The 15,921-nt window shown below is 69.5% G+C and carries 13 protein-coding genes; 7 read left to right on the top strand and 6 right to left on the bottom strand.

What is annotated here, in order from left to right; genetic code table 11:
* Positions 1–167: 167 nt before the first annotated feature.
* The 7 genes from OOJ98_RS30290 (at position 168) to trxA (ending at position 9,758) form a co-directional block, all read left to right on the top strand.
* Positions 168–2,483, top strand: a complete 2,316-nt coding sequence (locus OOJ98_RS30290) for a DUF6049 family protein (protein WP_267058320.1) — start codon at positions 168–170, stop codon at positions 2,481–2,483.
* Positions 2,484–2,527: 44 nt separating this feature from the next.
* The gene (murJ, locus tag OOJ98_RS30285) at positions 2,528–4,693 is read left to right on the top strand and encodes a murein biosynthesis integral membrane protein MurJ (protein WP_267058319.1); all 2,166 of its coding nucleotides are present in this window, start codon (positions 2,528–2,530) and stop codon (positions 4,691–4,693) included.
* A gap of 128 nt (positions 4,694–4,821) precedes the next feature.
* Positions 4,822–6,558 carry a protein kinase family protein gene (locus OOJ98_RS30280; RefSeq protein ID WP_267058318.1) on the top strand — a complete coding sequence of 579 codons (1,737 nt, stop codon included), beginning with the start codon at positions 4,822–4,824 and terminating at the stop codon, positions 6,556–6,558.
* A 25-nt stretch (positions 6,559–6,583) separates the two neighbouring features.
* Complete coding sequence (gene sigM / locus OOJ98_RS30275; RefSeq protein WP_267058317.1) at positions 6,584–7,312, top strand: RNA polymerase sigma factor SigM; 729 nt, start codon at positions 6,584–6,586, stop codon at positions 7,310–7,312.
* Positions 7,309–8,262: a hypothetical protein gene (locus OOJ98_RS30270; protein WP_267058316.1), complete on the top strand. Its 954-nt coding sequence runs from the start codon at positions 7,309–7,311 to the stop codon at positions 8,260–8,262. Before sigM ends, OOJ98_RS30270 begins: the two co-directional genes overlap by 4 nt.
* A 149-nt stretch (positions 8,263–8,411) precedes the next feature.
* The gene (gene trxB / locus OOJ98_RS30265; protein WP_267058315.1) at positions 8,412–9,371 is read left to right on the top strand and encodes a thioredoxin-disulfide reductase; all 960 of its coding nucleotides are present in this window, start codon (positions 8,412–8,414) and stop codon (positions 9,369–9,371) included.
* Between the two features lie 51 nt (positions 9,372–9,422).
* Complete coding sequence (gene trxA / locus OOJ98_RS30260) at positions 9,423–9,758, top strand: thioredoxin (RefSeq protein WP_267058314.1); 336 nt, start codon at positions 9,423–9,425, stop codon at positions 9,756–9,758.
* A 101-nt stretch (positions 9,759–9,859) separates the two neighbouring features.
* On the opposite strand, the gene OOJ98_RS30255 is transcribed toward trxA, so the two are convergent.
* The 6 genes from OOJ98_RS30255 to yidC form a co-directional block, all read right to left on the bottom strand.
* Positions 9,860–10,477 (bottom strand): GNAT family N-acetyltransferase, encoded by a 618-nt coding sequence (locus tag OOJ98_RS30255; RefSeq protein WP_267058313.1) that lies wholly within the window; start codon positions 10,475–10,477, stop codon positions 9,860–9,862.
* A gap of 306 nt (positions 10,478–10,783) precedes the next feature.
* Positions 10,784–11,875, bottom strand: coding sequence for a ParB/RepB/Spo0J family partition protein (locus OOJ98_RS30250; protein ID WP_267058312.1), 1,092 nt, complete (start codon positions 11,873–11,875; stop codon positions 10,784–10,786).
* Entirely contained in the window at positions 11,872–12,948 is a 1,077-nt protein-coding gene (locus tag OOJ98_RS30245; protein ID WP_267058716.1) for a ParA family protein, read from the bottom strand. Before OOJ98_RS30245 ends, OOJ98_RS30250 begins: the two co-directional genes overlap by 4 nt.
* A gap of 314 nt (positions 12,949–13,262) precedes the next feature.
* Entirely contained in the window at positions 13,263–13,988 is a 726-nt protein-coding gene (gene rsmG / locus OOJ98_RS30240; RefSeq protein WP_120722438.1) for a 16S rRNA (guanine(527)-N(7))-methyltransferase RsmG, read from the bottom strand.
* 113 nt (positions 13,989–14,101) lie between these two features.
* Positions 14,102–14,614 (bottom strand): R3H domain-containing nucleic acid-binding protein, encoded by a 513-nt coding sequence (locus tag OOJ98_RS30235; RefSeq protein WP_267058311.1) that lies wholly within the window; start codon positions 14,612–14,614, stop codon positions 14,102–14,104.
* Positions 14,615–14,628: 14 nt separating this feature from the next.
* Entirely contained in the window at positions 14,629–15,921 is a 1,293-nt protein-coding gene (yidC, locus tag OOJ98_RS30230; RefSeq protein WP_267058310.1) for a membrane protein insertase YidC, read from the bottom strand.

Here is a 15,921-nt window from a genome sequence, read left to right as displayed (position 1 = left end):
GGCCCCGTGAGCACCGGCGGGACGGACCCCCGGTCGGCGCACGTGCCGGTCGGTACGGCACTCTTCCGATCATGTGGAGCAGACCGCGGCACTTCGCCACAGTCCGCATCGTTACCATGCGTGGACGCAGCAACCGAAAGCGACGACATCGAGGGACGGGCGAGCGCGTGGCCGAGGCGGCAGTTTCTCAGGGGATGTCCCCCTCTCCTGCCCGCCGGTGGCTGCGCCGCACGGCGGCGCTGCTCGTGGGCGCCCCGCTGTTCGCCGGCCTCCTGTCCGCGACGGCCTCCCCGGCGGCCCAAGCGGCGGCCGATCCGGGCCAGGGCGTACACGTGTCGCTGGACTCGATGGCCCCCCAGGCCCCCGTCAAGAGCGACACGCTGACGATCTCCGGAACGGTGACCAACACCGGCAAGCAGGCCGTCACCGGCGCCCACGTGGGGCTGCGGGTGGGGTCCAAGCTCTCCGGGCGCAGCGCGATCGACGAGACGGCGAACCGCAAGGCCTACGTACCGGGAATCGACGCGGCGGAACTCGGGGACGGTCCCACGGTCAAGTTCGCGCGGCTGGACGCCGGGATCAGCCAGGACTTCACGCTCTCCGTGCCGGTCTCCAAACTGGGCCTCGGCGAGGACGGGGTGTACCCGCTCGGCGTCTCCGTGTCCGGTCAGGCCTCCGGCCGTCAGTCCGAGCGGGTGCTCGGCATCGAGCGGACCTTCCTGCCGTGGCAGCCGGACGCCACCGAGGGCAAGAAGACCCAGCTCACGTTCATGTGGCCGCTGATCTCCTCGACGCACCTCACCGCTCAGACGGGCTCGGACGCCCAGCAGACACCGGTCTTCGCCGACGACTCCCTGGCGAGGGACATCGGGCCCGGCGGCAGGCTGAACCAGATGGTCTCGCTCGGCAAGCAGCTGCCCGTGACCTGGGTCATCGACCCCGATCTGCTGGCCACCGTCGACGCGATGACCCGCAATTACAAGATCAAGGTCGGGGACAACCTGGTCAACGGCACCGGCCAGGACGTGGCCAAGGCGTGGCTCAGCGCCCTGGAGGCCGCGGTCCAGGGCGAGAAGGTCGTCTCGCTGCCGTTCGCCGACCCCGATCTGGCCTCGCTCGCCCACCACGGCAGGGACGTCCCCGGTTCGCTGGGCCACCTCCAGAGCGCCACCGAAGTCGCACAGAAGACCATCGACACGATCCTGCACGTGACGCCGTCGGTCGACTACGCGTGGCCCGTGGAGGGCGCCGTCGACCCCTCCATCGTCGACGTGGCCACCTCGGCCGGCGCGCACAACGTGATCGCACGCAGCGACAGCCTCCGGGACGGCTCGCTGCCGTACGCGCCCACCGCGGTCAGACCGATCGGCGGCGGCGCCAGCGCCATCGTGGCCGACGCCGGGCTCTCCACGGCGTTCCAGGGCGACCTGTCCATGGCCGACGCCTCGACCCTCTCCGTGCAGGACTTCCTCGCGCAGACCCTCGCGATCACGCTCCAGGACTCCGACAAACAACGCAGCATCGTGGTCGCGCCCCAGCGCACTCCGTCCGTCAGCCAGGCGCAGTCGATGGCCACGGCGCTGCACGCGCTCGACCCGCAGCGCTGGACCCAGCCGCTCGACCTGTCCGGAGCGGCCACGGCCAAACCCGATCCGGGTGTCACCACGCGTGTGCCCGGCGCGGGCGCGTACCCCGACGCGCTGCGGCGGCAGGAACTGCCGGTCGACGCCTTCCAGGACATGAAGGACACCCAGGGCACCCTGGACAGGTTCAAGGTGATCCTGGCCGCACCCGACCGCGTGGTGACGCCGTTCGGCAACGCCATCAACCGGGAGATGTCGACGTCCTGGCGCGGCGACCCGGGCGGCGCGCAGACATACCGGTCGGGGGTCCAGCTCTATCTGGACGGGCTCGCCAACCAGGTCCATCTGATCCAGAAGTCGACCGCGACCATGTCGGGCCGCAGCGCGACCATCGCCGTCACCGTGCAGAACAAGCTGGTGCAGGGCGTCGGCCATCTGGTGCTGCGGATCCAGCCGAAGAGCCCCACCCGTCTCCAGCTGGGCGAGGACGGCGCCGCGATCGGCGAACAGCCGGTGAAGGTCGACGGCGACCGCAGCCAGTCGGTGAAGTTCACCGCCATCGCCAACGCCAACGGCCCCGTCCCGGTGACGGCGCGGCTCTACACCGAGGACGGCACGCCGTACGGTGACCCGATGGAGTTCACCGTCCAGGTCTCCGAGATCACTCCGACGGTGATGCTGGTCATCGCCGGCGGTGTCCTGCTCCTGGTGCTCGCGGGCATCAGGATGTACACCCACCGCAAGCGCTCCATGGCGCGCGACGAGCCCGAGGGCGACGACGGCCCCGGCACGCCGAACGGTTCGGCGGACGCCGATCCCGGGCAGCCGAGTGACCCGACACCGGACACCGGTCCCGAAAGCGGGGCCTCACCCGGCCCGGGTGAGAAAGTGGACCATTGAGCTATGTCGTGGCCGTCGGCCGGGGACGATGAGGTGGGGTAACCATGAACGCGCCGTACGACGGTGACCGTGGGCAGGGCGCAGGCAGTGGTGCCGCGCCCGCCGGGGGCATGCCCCCGGCACCCGCCCAGCAGGGCCAGGTCCCGCCGCCGCAGTCAGCGCCTGATCCGTATGTCCAGGACGCCTACGCCTACGACCCGTACCGGTCGCAGGATCTCTCCGCCCAGGACCCGGTGACCGAGGCGCTCTACGACCGTGCGGCGCACCCGCCGCCGCCTCCGGGCACCTACGCCGAGCAGCCGCCGCTCTACCAGCAGCCGACCGCTCAGCAGTACGCGCCCGATCCGCGCATCTGGGCGCAGACGCCGCCGCCCGAGCCGGAGGGGCCCTCGCGCCATCTGCCCTACGGCGACGACGCCCGGACCACGCAGTTCGTGGGCGTCGACGACCTGGTCACCCAGGCGGGCGAGGAGCTGCCCGAGCAGGACGCCTTCGCCCATCTCTACCGGGACCAGCAGCAGGCAGGACCGCCCGTGCCCGCCGCACCCGAGCCGGTCCCCGCGCCGGCCCGGAAGGCGGGCGGCCGCGCCTCCAGCCTGATGAAGTCCAGCGCCGTCATGGCGGCCGGCACTCTCGTGTCGCGGCTCACCGGCTTCGTACGCAGCCTGGTGATCACCGCAGCCCTGGGCGCCGCCCTGCTCGGCGACACGTTCACCATCGCGCTCACCCTGCCGACGATGATCTACATCCTCACCGTCGGCGGCGGCCTGAACTCGGTGTTCGTGCCCCAGCTGGTGCGCTCCATGAAGGACGACGAGGACGGCGGCGAGGCCTACGCCAACCGCCTCCTGACGCTCGTCATGGTGGCGCTCGGCACCATCGTCGCCCTGGCCGTCATCGGGGCGCCGATGCTGATCCAGCTGATGTCGCCCACCATCGGCAACGACGCGGCCGCCAACAGCGTCGCCGTGACGTTCGCCCGCTACTGCCTGCCCACGATCTTCTTCATGGGCGTGCACGTGGTGATGGGACAGATCCTCAACGCGCGCGGCAAGTTCGGCGCGATGATGTGGACTCCGGTCCTCAACAACATCGTGATGATCTGCACGTTCGGCCTGTTCATCTGGGTCTACGGCACCTCCGCCCAGTCCCACATGGGCGTCCAGACCATCCCGCACGACGGCGTCCGGCTGCTCGGCATCGGCACCCTGCTCGGCCTGGTCGTGCAGGCCCTGGCGATGCTTCCCTACCTCCGCGAGACCGGGTTCCGCTTCCGGCCCCGCTTCGACTGGAAGGGCCACGGGCTCGGCAAGACGGTCAAGCTCGCCAAGTGGACCGTCATGTTCGTGCTCGCCAACCAGGCCGGCGTCATCGTCGTCACCCGGCTCGCCACGGCCGCGGGCAAGCAGTCGGGGCGTGACGGCGCCGGCTTCCTCGCCTACTCCAACGCCCAGCTGATCTGGGGCATGCCGCAGGCCATCATCACCGTCTCGGTCATGGCCGCGCTGCTCCCGCGCATCTCGCGTGCCGCGCACGACAACGACCCGGGCGCGGTCCGCGACGACATCTCGCAGGGCCTGCGGAACTCGGCGGTCGCCATCGTGCCGGTCGCGTTCGCGTTCCTGGCGCTCGGCGTCCCCATGTGCACCCTGCTGTACGCGTCGAGCGGCATCCAGGCCGCCCAGTCCATGGGCTTCATCCTGATGGCGTTCGCGCTCGGCCTGATCCCGTACTCGGTGCAGTACGTCGTCCTGCGCGGCTTCTACGCCTACGAGGACACCCGCACGCCGTTCTACAACACGGTCATCGTGGCCGCCGTCAACGCGGCGGTCTCGGCCGCCTGCTACGTAGTGCTGCCCGCCCGATGGGCGGTCGTGGGGATGGCCGCCGCGTACGGGCTGGCCTACGCCGTGGGCGTCGGAGTGGCGTGGCGGCGGCTGCGCAACCGGCTGGGCGGCGATCTGGACGGCGCGCACGTCCTGCGTACGTACGCCCGCCTGTGCCTCGCCGCGGTTCCCGCCGCGGTGGTGGGTGGCGCGGTCGGCTTCGGCCTGCTGAAGTTCCTGGGCGAGGGCGCGGGAGGATCGGTCGTGGCACTGGTCGTCGGCGGCGGGGTGCTGATGGGAGTCTTCTTCGTCGCGGCCAAGCGGATGCGCATCGAAGAGCTCAACGCGATGGTCGGCATGGTGCGCGGGCGGCTCGGCCGCTGAGGCCGGGGCGGGCGCACAACCATCGTCGGCCACCGCGTGTCGTGCATAGTGCTGGACTGTGGGCACAATTGGCATGACTTTGCATGGCTGGCCAACAGCACGCAACGGATGGGGAGGCAGGAGCGACGGTGGCGGAACGTAGCACGGCTGCCGTCGACGTAGCCGACAACAGCGGTGACACACCGCTGACCGCCAAGGCGGACCAGGCGACGACCGACGGGGTGACGGAGTCCATCGACACGGCAGACACGGCGGAGCAGAGCACGAACGGCACCGGCGGCGAGCGCAAGGCCGCTGAGCCGTCCATCGCGACGCCCGAACTGCACAGCGGTCACAAGCTGGCCAGGCGCTACCGCCTGGAGGAGTGCGTCACCCGTCTGGACGGTTTCAGCAGCTGGCGTGCGGTCGACGAGAAACTCCGCCGCGCGGTCGGCGTCCACCTGCTGCCCGCCGACCACGCGCGGGCCCGCTCCGTGCTGGCCGCGGCACGCTCCTCCGCGCTGCTCGGCGACCCCCGCTTCGTGCAGGTCCTGGACGCCGTCGAGGAGAACGACCTCGTCTACGTCGTCCACGAGTGGCTCCCGGACGCCACCGAACTCACCGCCCTGCTCGCGCTCGGCCCGCTGGAGGCGCACGACGCCTACCAGATGGTCACCCAGGTCTCCCAGGCCATGGCCGCCGCCCACCGCGAGGGCCTCGCGCACCTCCGTCTCACCCCGAGCGCGGTCCTGCGGACCTCCACCGGGCAGTACCGCATCCGCGGCCTCGCCGTGGCCGCGGCACTGCGCGGCATCACCTCCGACACGCCTCAGCGCACCGACACCGAGGCCATCGGAGCACTGCTGTACGCCGTGCTCACCCAGCGCTGGCCGTACGAAAGCGACGCGTACGGGCTGCACGGCCTGCCCAAGGGCGTCGGCCTGATCGCTCCCGACCAGGTACGGGCCGGCGTCCACCGCGGCCTGTCCGAGCTCGCCATGCGGGCGCTGGTCAACGACGGGGCCACCGCGTCCCGCCAGGAGCCGCCCTGCACCACCCCGGACGAGCTGGTCAAGGCGATCGGGGAGATGCCGCGCATCAAGCCTCCGGAGCCCGCGTTCACCGCACCGCCCGAATACCAGCGCACCACCTACCAGCAGGGAACGTACGGCCGCCCCACTACGGGTCCCGGGCCGTCCACCCCCCAGGCCGTCGTGCCGCCGCCCCCGCCGCTCCAGGGCCGCACCGGCAAGGCGCTCAAGTGGGCCGTCTCCGCCCTCCTGATCGCCGCGCTCGGCCTCGGCAGCTGGCAGCTCGCCGACGCCCTGCTCCAGCGCGACAAGGGCGGCTCCAACGAGACCGGGAACACCCGAACCACGGACAGCGGCGATGACGGGGACAAGCCGAAGGCGCCCCTGCCGCTCACGATCCAGGGCGCCCAGGAGTACGCGCCGGACGGATCGCCGCAGAACGCCGCCGACGTGAGGAACACGTACGACGGCAGCGCCTCCTCGTTCTGGCGCACCAAGAGCTTCTACGACGGCCCGGACCTCGTGCCCTCCGTGAAGGCCGGCGTGGGCATCGTCTACGACCTGGGCTCGTCCAAGAACATCTCGACCGCGTCGATACTGTTGCGCTACGGCGGAGATCACACCACCATCACGCTGTACGCCACCGACTCGCTCACCCCCTCGACAGGGGTGAAGGGCATGAAGAAGATCGCGACTTCGCAGACCAGCGGCAAGAAGATCGATCTCAAGGCAAGCTCTCCCGTCGCCTCGCGTTACGTGCTTCTGTGGATGACCGCGATGCCCGAGGCGGCCGGGGACGGGTACAGCGACCCCGGCCACAAGCAGGGCATCACGGATGTGAAGTTCACCGGCTGACCGAACGGCAGGGGGAGGCTCACCGTTGGACGACGCCACGCTGGGCGACATGAGCGACCAGGACCTCCTGGCGCGCCATGTCGACGGCGACCCCGATGCCTTCGGTGAGATCGTGCGACGCCACCGCGACCGATTGTGGGCGGTGGCTCTGCGCACCCTGGGGGACCGCGAGGAGGCCGCCGACGCCGTCCAGGACGCTCTCGTCTCCGCCTACCGGGCCGCCCACACCTTCCGCGGCCAGTCGGCCGTCACCACCTGGCTGCACCGCATCACGGTGAACGCCTGTCTCGACCGGGCCCGCAAGGCCGCCTCCCGCAAGACGTCCCCGGTCGACGACACCGAGCGCCTTGACCAGCTCCTCGAACCGCACGAGTCGGCCGAGGCGCCGGCCGAGCGGCAGGAACTGCACCGGCAGCTCATCGAGGCCCTGGGCACGCTGCCACCGGACCAGCGCGCCGCGCTCGTCCTCGTCGACATGCAGGGCTACCCCGTCGCCGAAGCCGCCGCCGTGCTCGATGTGCCCACCGGCACGGTGAAGAGCCGCTGTGCCCGTGGCCGCGCACGGCTGGTGCCCCTTCTCACTCATCTGCGCGCGGATACAGCGGATACCAGGGGTAGCGACGAGTCCCGTGGGGGAAGGAACCGGACGCCAGGGACATCCGTCCCACCTGCGTCGGACACGAACGACACAGGATCAAGCGATGCAGGACCGAGCGATTCGGCTGCCGTGAAGGGCGGAGGTGGGCGCGCGTGACATCCACGACCGGAACAACGGAACACCCGGACGTCTCGGAGATCTCCGAACTCACCGAGGGCCTGTTGCCGCCGGCCCGCACGGCGGACGTACGCCGCCATCTTCAGGGCTGCGCGCTGTGTGCCGATGTACGCGACTCCCTGGAGGAGATCCGGGATCTGCTCGGGACGCTCCCCGGCCCACCGCGCATGCCCGCCGATGTGGTGGGACGCATCGACGCGGCGCTCGCCGCGGAAGCCCTCCTGAACGCCACGGCCCCCGGGGGCGGGCCGCGTGAAACGGCCGGTGTTTCACGTGAAACACCGGAGACACCCACGACACCGGCATCCGCCGCTCCCTCGACCCCGTCCGGAACCCCTCCGCACGACCGCCCTGCCGGGCACGCCCGTGCGGCCGCCGGTCCGGGGCCCGGCCGCGGCAGGAAGAACCGGCGCCGCGCCGCCGTACTCACCGCGGTGCTCGGCGCCGCGGCCGTCGGGGCGGGGATCTTCTTCGTGCAGAGCCTGCAGTCGCCCACGACCGCCCCCCGTGCCGAGCACGCCGAGTCCCAGGCGGCGCCCTCCGACGGAACCTCCTTCTCGGCGGGCAGCCTCGAAGGACACGTGCAGTCGCTGCTGGCGTCCCAGGGCGCCCAGAGCACACAGAAGGCCCCTTCGGCACAGATCGCCCCGTCCACGAAGAACGCACCGAACAGCGAGAAGTCCTCGGACACCGTCCGGTCCGCCGCCGCGGTCCCGCCCTGTGTCCAAGCGGGTACCGGCCGCCCCTCGGAGACGCCGCTCGCCACCGAGCAGGGCACGTACGAGGGAACCCGGGTGTATCTCGTCGTGCTGCCCGACCAGGGAGATCCCTCCGCCGTGGAGGCGTACGTCGTCGACGCGGCCTGCGAGAACGCCGGGCCCTCCGCCCACGGGAAGGTCCTGCTGGCCCGCTCCTACCCGCGCCACTGAGGCCCGCCGGGGCCCGACGAGACCGGGGTCTCCATGGCGCCCGTCCGGCTCGGGAATGCAACCCCCGTAGGATCCGTTGGGTGGGGTGAGAGTCCTGGACCGGGGCCCCGACAGGCAGTAGGCAGTCCGTAGAGACGAGGAAGAAACCCGTGAGCGACGTCCGTAACGTGATCATCATTGGCTCGGGCCCGGCCGGATACACCGCCGCGCTGTACACCGCACGTGCGTCGCTGAAGCCGCTGGTGTTCGAGGGCGCCGTCACCGCCGGCGGCGCGCTGATGAACACCACCGAGGTGGAGAACTTCCCCGGCTTCCAGGACGGCATCATGGGCCCGGAGCTCATGGACAACATGCGCGGCCAGGCCGAGCGCTTCGGCGCCGAGCTGGTGCCGGACGATGTCGTCGCCGTCGACCTGACCGGTGACATCAAGACCGTCACGGACACCTCCGGCACGGTCCACCGCGCCAAGGCCGTCATCGTCACCACCGGCTCGCAGCACCGCAAGCTGGCTCTGCCCAACGAGGACAAGCTGTCGGGCCGCGGCGTCTCGTGGTGCGCCACGTGTGACGGGTTCTTCTTCAAGGACCAGGACATCGCCGTGGTCGGCGGCGGCGACACCGCGATGGAGGAGGCGACCTTCCTCTCGCGCTTCGCCAAGTCGGTCACGATCATCCACCGCCGGGACACCCTGCGCGCCTCCAAGGCGATGCAGGAGCGTGCCATCGCCGACGAGAAGATCAAGTTCGCGTGGGACAGCGAGGTCGCCGAGATCCACGGTGAGCAGAAGCTCTCCCACCTGACGCTGCGCAACACCAAGACGGGCGCCACGTCCGAGCTCGCGGTGACCGGCCTCTTCATCGCCGTCGGCCACGACCCGCGCACCGAGCTCTTCAAGGGCCAGCTCGACCTCGACGGGGAGGGCTACCTGAAGGTGGACGCCCCCTCGACCCGCACCAACCTGACGGGTGTCTTCGGCGCCGGCGACGTCGTCGACCACACCTACCGGCAGGCCATCACGGCCGCCGGCACCGGCTGCTCCGCCGCCCTCGACGCGGAGCGCTTCCTCGCGGCCCTGGCCGACAGCGAGAAGGCCGCAGCCACCGTCTGATCCGCACCTTCCCTCTCCTCCCTCCCCCCCAACACCCCTTAGGAGACTGCCGTGGCCGGCACCCTGAAGCACGTGACCGACGCCGACTTCGACGAGGTCGTCCTCAACAGCGGCAAGCCCGTTCTGGTGGACTTCTGGGCGGAGTGGTGCGGCCCCTGCCGCCAGATCGCCCCGTCGCTCGAGGCCATCGCCGCCGAGCACGGCGACGACATCGAGATCGTCAAGCTCAACATCGACCAGAACCCGACCACGGCCGCCAAGTACGGTGTGATGTCGATTCCGACGCTCAACGTCTACCAGGGCGGCGAGGTCGTGAAGACGATCGTCGGCGCCAAGCCGAAGGCCGCGCTCCTGCGTGACCTCGACGGTTTCATCACCGAGAAGTAAGGCGCGACGCGCTCGCTGTTTCACGTGAAACGGGCCCGCTCCCTCCTGGGGGCGGGCCCGTTTCCCATGGACTGACTTCTCCGGCGGCAGCCTTCTCGCTTCTACAGCGGCCTGAGGGCCGGCTCCTTCTGCACCGCGCCGAGCAGCCGGTCGAGGGCCAGCTCGACATCTTCCTTCCAGGACAGTGTCGTACGCAGTTCGAGACGCAGCCGTGGGTACCGGGGGTGGGGCCGTACGGTCTTGAATCCCACCGACAGCAGATAGTCGGCCGGCAATACGCAGGCCGGCTCCTTCCACCGCGCGTCCCCGAACGCCTCGATGGCCTTGAAGTTACGACGCAACAGGTCCTTGGCCACCGTCTGCACGAGAACCCTCCCGAGCCCCTGGCCCTGATAGCCCGGCATGATCCATCCGGTCATCAGCTGGACGGCGTCGGCGGCCACCGGGCTGGTGGGAAAGGCGGTGGAACGGGGCACATAGGCCGGCGGCGCGTACAGCACATAGCCGACCGGGATGTCGTCGACGTAGACGACCCGGCCGCAGGAGCCCCATTCCAGGAGCACCCCGGAGATCCAGGATTCCTTCTCGACTTCGGGACGCCCCGCCTTTAACGCCGCTTCTCCGCTGACGGGGTCGAGTTCCCAGAAGACACAGCCGCGGCAGCGCTTGGGGAGGTCCGCAAGGTTGTCCAGCGTGAGCGGTACGAGCCGACGCCCCATGGAGGCTGTTCCTCACTTCCCTCACCTGCCGCCCCCTGCGCGGCCGACAGTGCGTTCAACTCCCGCAGCAGGCTGCCGACGAATCCGCCGACCGCCCCGAGACCGAGCCCTGCTGTCACCAGCCGAGTGCGGCTCACCGTTCGCATGGCCCCGCCCTCCCTAGAGGATGGATCAAGGTCGATGTGCCATACCAGAACGCATCGTATCCACCCCTTCACGGCAGCGACACCGTCCTCATGCAAAGGGCGGGCCGTGTTCCCGTATGACCGGGAAACACGGCCCGCCCGTGAGCGGCGGCGACCGCAGTCAGCTGTCGCCGTCCTCCGAGGCCTGCTCGGCGAGGCCCTTCGTCAGGACCCGCCCCTCGCCCGGGGCGAGGGTGCCGAGGATCCTCTCCAGATCGTCTATCGATGCGAACTCGACGACGATCTTCCCCTTCTTCTGACCCAGATCGACCTTCACCCGCGTCTCGAAGCGGTCCGAGAGACGGGTCGCCAGATCGCTGAGCGCCGGCGAGAGGAGCGCGCCCGCCCGGGGGCCCTTGGCCTTCGGGGCGTTCTTGGGCTCCGAGTTGAGCAGCGTCACGATCTCTTCGACCGTGCGCACGGAGAGCCCCTCGGCCACGATCCGCTTGGCGAGGCTGTCCTGCTCCTCGGAGTCCTCCACCGAGAGCAGCGCCCGCGCGTGCCCCGCCGAGATGACTCCGGCGGCGACCCGCTTCTGGACCGACGGCGAAAGGCGCAGCAGGCGCAGGGTGTTGGAGACCTGGGGCCGGGAGCGGCCGATACGGTCGGCCAGCTGGTCATGGGTGCACTTGAAGTCCCTGAGCAACTGGTCGTAGGCGGCAGCCTCTTCCAGCGGGTTCAGCTGTGCGCGGTGAAGGTTCTCCAGCAGGGCGTCGAGAAGGAGCTTCTCGTCGTCCGTCTCCCGGACGATCGCGGGGATCCGCTCCAGGCCGGCCTCGCGGCAGGACCTCCAGCGCCGCTCGCCCATGATGAGTTCGTAGCGCTCGGGGCCGGTCTGCCGGACGATGACGGGCTGCAGAAGCCCGACTTCCTTGATGGAGGTGACGAGCTCGGAGAGCGCGTCCTCGTCGAACACCTCGCGCGGCTGGCGCGGGTTGGGCGTGATCGAGTCGATCGGCAGCTCGGCGAAGAACACACCGGCCGGCGCGTCGGATTCCGCAACGGCCTCCGGCTCCACAACCGTTTCACGTGAAACAGCGGCCGGCGGCAGCGTCGCCACCTTCGCGGCCGCCACCCCCCGCTCGGCGGTGAGCACCGGAACCGCCGACGGGGACGTGGACGCCGTCCCCACCGACGAACCCGGCTTCTCCTGTGCGGCAGAAGGAATCAGCGCACCGAGCCCCCGTCCCAGTCCTCTGCGTCGCTCGCTCACTGGATCCCCTCCGACATGCTGTGCTGGTTGTTCTGGCTGACCACATGCGCGTGCGTGGGGTCGTACTGCATTCCGACGCCGCGCAGGGCGATCTCGCGGGCAGCTTCGAGGTAGGAAAGCGAGCCACTGGAGCCGGGGTCGTAGGTGAGGACCGTCTGCCCGTAGCTCGGCGCCTCGGAGATGCGGACCGAACGCGGAATGCTGGTCCGCAGCACCTCCTTGCCGAAGTGGCTGCGCACCTCGTCGGCCACCTGGGAGGCGAGCCTGGTCCTGCCGTCATACATGGTGAGCAGGATCGTCGAGACATGCAGCGTCGGGTTGAGGTGCCCCCGCACCAGATCGACGTTCCTCAGGAGCTGACCCAGCCCCTCCAGCGCGTAGTACTCGCACTGGATCGGGATCAGCACCTCGGCCCCCGCGACGAGCGCGTTGACCGTCAACAGGCCCAGCGAGGGCGGGCAGTCGATGAGGATGTAGTCCAGCGGCTGCTCGTACGCCTGGATGGCGCGCTGCAGCCGGCTCTCTCGTGCGACCAGCGACACGAGCTCGATCTCCGCACCGGCGAGATCGATCGTGGCAGGCGCGCAGAAGAGACCCTCGACGTCCGGGACGGGCTGGACCACTTCGGAGAGTGGTCTGCTTTCGACCAGAACGTCATAGATCGAGGGGACTTCGGCATGGTGGTCGATGCCCAGCGCCGTCGAAGCGTTGCCCTGTGGATCGAGGTCGACCACCAGGACCCGCGCACCGTGCAGTGCGAGGGAGGCAGCGAGGTTGACCGTGGAAGTGGTCTTTCCTACGCCGCCCTTCTGGTTGGCCACGACCATGATTCGGGTCTGCTCCGGCCGCGGCAGGCCCTCGCCGGCACGGCCGAGAGCTTCCACCGCCAGCTGGGCAGCACGACCAATGGGGGTGTCGTCCATCGGGGGCGGTGTTTCACGTGAAACATCCTCCCCCGCCGATTCGGTACGGGGACCGGGGACCGGATCGGTCATCGGTCCCGCGATGTTGGCGTCGGACCGCAAGGATTCACTCTCCTCGACATCAGGCTCGCAATGAACAGAGCCTCCCATGCCTTCGGGGTCGTGAACCAGCGAGGCCCGGTCTTCTGTGGATGAATCCACCTCTGTGGACAACTCCGTAGCCCCTGCGGGGGACTCAAGGCCCCCAGCAAAAGGCTTACGGTCGCGCGGAGAGGAAGCCGCACGGCCGCGGCTGATGATTCCATGCAGCAGTGAGCGACGTTTCACGTGAAACACGATGCATCCGCGCTCCCCGGAGACCGTTACGACACTCCGAAATGCGTACGTATGCCGCCTTCTATGGAGCATTTACCCACAACGCCCCGAAGCGGACGAAATCTCAACGTCGGCGGGCCCTGCTCGCCTCAACGGCGGCGTCGGGTCCTGCTCGTCCTGGCGGCCTTGGCGCGCTTGGCGGCGAACCGCACACCCCCAGGACTCTCGCCGACCTCGACCCGTACGACCGTGGACAGCGGGTCCACCACGCCCTCACCGACGTGGAGCACCGAGGTCTCCACCACACCGAGCTTGCTCAGCGCGGCACGTGCCCCCACGATCTCCTCCTCGGCCGTGTCGCCCTTGAGCGCGAGCATCTCGCCGTAGGGACGCAGCAGCGGAACCCCCCAGCCGGCCAGCCGGTCGAGCGGCGCCACCGCACGCGCGGTCACCACATGGACCGGCGTGACCTTGCCCAGCATCTCCTCCGCCCGGCCGCGCACCACGGTCACATGGTCGAGGCCGAGGAGTTCCACGACCTCCTGGAGGAAATTGGTGCGCCGCAGCAGCGGCTCAAGGAGGGTGATCTTCAGGTCCGGGCGCACCAGCGCCAGGGGAATGCCGGGCAGCCCCGCTCCCGAACCGACATCACACACCGTGACGCCCTCGGGAACGACCTCGGAGAGCACCGCGCAGTTCAGCAGATGCCGCTCCCACAGACGCGGCACCTCACGCGGCCCGATCAGACCGCGCTTGACCCCCGCATCCGCGAGCAGCTCCGCATACCGCACGGCCTCGGGGAAGAACTCCCCGAAGACCGCCCGCGCCTCTTCGGGCGCCGGGGGAAGCTCCGCTGCTGCCTCTGCCTCCGTCACGGGGACCGTCCTTCCCTACCTACGCGGCGATACCGCACTGTGGTGGCTGACTATCAGGCTGACAAAGATCGGCCCCGCCTGCGAACAGACGGGGCCGAGAAAGCAATGACCGCTCAGGCGGGCAGCACGACGACGAAGCGCTGCGGCTCCTCGCCCTCCGACTCGCTGCGCAGCCCCGCGGCCGCCACCGCGTCGTGCACGACCTTGCGCTCGAACGGCGTCATCGGGTCCATCTTCACCGGCTCACCGGTGCTCTTCACCTCGTCCGCCGCCTTGGCGCCCAGCGCGGCGAGCTCCGTGCGCTTCTGGGCCCGGTAGCCGCCGATGTCCAGCATCAGACGGCTGCGGTCACCGGTTTCCCGGTGCACGGCAAGGCGGGTGAGCTCCTGGAGCGCCTCCAGGACCTCGCCGTCACGGCCGACAAGTTTCTGCAGGTCACGGCTGTTGCTGTCACTGATGATCGAGACCGCGGCTCGGTCCGCCTCGACGTCCATGTCGATATCGCCGTCGAGGTCGGCGATGTCGAGCAGGCCCTCCAGGTAATCGGCGGCGATCTCCCCCTCCTGCTCCAGGCGGGAGAGGGCGTCGACGCCCTCAGCGGCCGGGGCGGTGGTGCCTTCCGTCACGGATGGACTCCTTCTTACTTCTTGGACGGGTGCTTGGGCCGCTGCTGACCCTTGCGCTGACCCGACTTGGCTCGTGCCTGGCCGGCCGTGGGCTTGCCCTGCTTCGGCTTGGCATCCTGCTTGGGCTTCGCGTCCTGCGGTTCGGCCGGCTCGTCGGCGGGCTCGGCCGCGGCGTCGTCAGCGGTCGCCCCCTTCGACAGCGAGGTCTTCGCGGCCACGTCGTCCTGCTGAGTGGCACCGGCCTGGCGCTGCGCCTTGGTCTGCCGCTTGGGCTGCTGGCGCCTGGAGGCCGCGTTCTCCGCCTCGAGCGTCGCCGGGTCCGCCTTCACCACGGAGCCGTCGGCCTGGGCCGCGAAGCCCTGCTTGGACAGCCCGGTGATGAACTTGCGCTCGTTGTCGTTGCGGTCCGGGCCCTTGGCCACGATCGCCTGCACGATGGTGCGGCGCTTCTTGCCGCGCACCTCGCCGTGCGTGCTGACGCTCTTGATCAGGCGGTCCAGGTAGTGGGCCTGCGCCTTGGATCCCGGCGTCGGGTTCTGGTTGATGACGTACATCTGCTGGCCCATGGTCCACACGTTGGTGGTCAGCCAGTAGACGAGGACACCGACGGGGAAGTTGATGCCCATCACGGCGAACATGACGGGGAAGACGTACATCAGCATCTTCTGCTGCTGCATGAACGGCGTCTTGACCGTGAGGTCCACGTTCTTCGTCATCAGCTGGCGCTGGGTGAAGAACTGCGAGGCCGACATCATCACGATCATGATCGCGGTGACGACGCGGACATCGGTCAGGGAGGCGCCGAGGCCTTCGACCTTGGAGGCGCTGTCCATGAACTTCGCGGCCAGCGGAGCACCGAAGATGTGGGCCTTCTGGGCGCTCTCGAGCAGCGGCTGGTTGATGACGCCGATGGTCTTGCCGTTGGCGATGCCGGCGAGCACGTGGTACAGCGCGAAGAAGAACGGCGACTGCGCGATGATCGGCAGGCACGAGGAGAGCGGGTTGGTGCCCGTCTCCTTGTACAGCTTCATCATCTCTTCGGACTGACGCTGCTTGTCGCTCTTGTAGCGCTCCTGGATCGCCTTCATCTTCGGCTGGAGCGCCTGCATGTTCCGCGTCGACTTGATCTGCTTCACGAAGAGCGGGATCAGACAGATACGGATGAGCACCACGAGGGACACGATCGACAGGCCCCAGGCCCAGCCCGTGTCCGGCCCGAAGATCGCGCCGTACAACGTGTGGAACTGGACGATGACCCAGGAAACAGGCCAGGTGATGAAGCTGAACAGACTGGCAATCGTGTCCAC

The organism is Streptomyces sp. NBC_00083 (assembly GCF_026343295.1).
Taxonomy (GTDB): domain Bacteria; phylum Actinomycetota; class Actinomycetes; order Streptomycetales; family Streptomycetaceae; genus Streptomyces.
This window is presented reverse-complemented; position numbering and strand designations above follow the sequence as displayed.